The 1,802-nt window shown below is 68.4% G+C and carries 2 protein-coding genes; both read right to left on the reverse strand.

Annotated elements, in window-relative coordinates:
• A partial coding sequence (locus ACIQOV_RS40025; RefSeq protein ID WP_401055876.1) for a hypothetical protein occupies positions 1 to 548 on the reverse strand: 548 nt, incomplete at its 3' end.
• A 200-nt stretch (positions 549 to 748) separates the two neighbouring features.
• Positions 749 to 1,441 carry a hypothetical protein gene (locus tag ACIQOV_RS40030; protein WP_331768655.1) on the reverse strand — a complete coding sequence of 231 codons (693 nt, stop codon included), beginning with the start codon at positions 1,439 to 1,441 and terminating at the stop codon, positions 749 to 751.
• Positions 1,442 to 1,802 lie beyond the last annotated feature (361 nt).

The raw sequence follows: 1,802 nt of genomic DNA on the forward strand, positions 1-1,802 counted from the left end.
GTGCCCCAGCCGCGGGGGGCTCCTCGTACGACGTGCGCGGCATGGGTGTTGACGGTCAGGGAGGTGACGCGGGCGTAGAGCATTTGCTTGGGGTAGCGGCGCCAGAAGTTGGCGTTCGGGCCGCTGGTCAGCTCTGCCACCAGGGCGTCATGCATGGTGTAGGTGGTGAAGAGCTCCCCCTGGCTGGGCCTGTTCGGGTCGGTGACGGCGACGGTGCAGCGTTCGTCGGTAGCTTCGACGATGCGCCAGCCCCAGCCGGCGCGGTGCAGGAGGGCCCGCTGCGCAGAGGCGTAGAGGGCCAGCCCGCTCTCTTCACTGTCGTCTGGGTAGAAGCTGTTGATGGCTTCCCAGGTGGTCAGGCCCAGGTCCTGCCCGGCCAGCAGGACGAGCACGAGGTCGACGGCGTTGCCCTTGAGCCAGCGTGGCAGTCCTCGGGCGTGTGAGAGCATTTCGGCCCTGCGGACGTGGCGTGCGAACTGCGGGTCGTCGTCGAAGAGGTCGGCGACGTCGGAAAGGGCGGGGAACGGCGACACTATTGTTGCATTCACGACAATCTCTTTCTCGTGCAATGGTTCATGCGCGGGCTGGTTCCTGGGCAGGGGTCAGTAGGATCGCTGGGTGGAACTGGGGGTCAGGCCGCCCTTGCTCGGTGGGCCGAGCGTTTTCGCTGCTCTGGCAAGGGGGTGCTCAGCGTGCGGATGCAGCCGTGGGGGCTCGGATGCGCCGGGTGTCAGGGAGCGGCGGCGGGTCACAGGGTGAGGACCAGCGGGCCTTCGATTGCCGGGCACCGGTCGGCCATGTGCTCGAGGATGTGGTGGTATCCGTCGAGGTCGGTGACGTTGTTGGTGTCGCCGTAGGTGATCTGGACCCCTTCCTGGCTCCAGGAGTGCCCGTCACCTGCCACGGGGAAGGAGAGCCTGGAGGCGTAGCAGCCGTCCTCGGTTCGGCCCTGGGGGTCGTTGTGGAGGTGCCCCCAGATCTCGGCCCGGAGGGTTGCCAGCGCGGGGTCGGTCGCGGGGCCGCGGTCGCTGTGGATCGGGTCGGCCTCCGGAGTGTCGGTGGTCGTCTGCTCGGCTTTGTCGGGCGCGGCACGCCCGAGCAGGACGTGGGCGATGACGTCGACGATCCGGCTCGGCTCGCCAAGGGTGGTCAGCGGAAGAAGGGTGGGGGTGTCGCTGGTGCCGTCAGACAGCAGGGCAGCGGCCTGCCATCCTGCTGCGGCGGTCCAGGTGGCGACGGCGCCGTGGGGAAAGCGCTCCGGGTCGAGCTTGGAGTGGCCGGCCGGCCATTCCAGGACAGCGCCGGGAATCGCGGTAACGCTACCGTCGAGGAGGTCGTCGGTGTCGCCCACGGTGAACTTAGCAGGACGCAGGCCCCTGAGGGTCAGGGCGCCGTCGACGCGGTCCAGATAGGTTTCGGCGTGCCGACTGGAGACGTTCATGGTTCCTCATCTCGTGGTGGCCTCATCGAGGCTCTGTGTGTGAAGGGGTAGCGCAGCGCTGTCCCGGCACAGGTCGGTCAGGTTGCGGCGAAGGGGAACCTAGCCAGCTCCACTAGCGAGTCAAGGGGGTTCAACGGACACCTGAAGATGGCGCATGATCCGGGTTCGAGCCGCGAAACCTGCAGTTCGGCGAGCGTGAGTGGGTGCGCGCCCGGCCGAAGGGGCGCCCGGGTGGCACGACTGGCTGCACACCAGCCGCATCGGAGCTGTGACCGGTAGCGAGTTGCCACGCCCCTCGCTCAACAGGGGAGAAGGGCGGCCGGCGGCCAGGAAACGATGGCAGGCTCAGGTCCGCCGCAGG

The sequence above is a fragment of the Kitasatospora sp. NPDC091257 genome (assembly GCF_044757675.1).
In the GTDB taxonomy this organism is placed as follows: Bacteria; Actinomycetota; Actinomycetes; order Streptomycetales; family Streptomycetaceae; genus Kitasatospora; species Kitasatospora lactacystinica.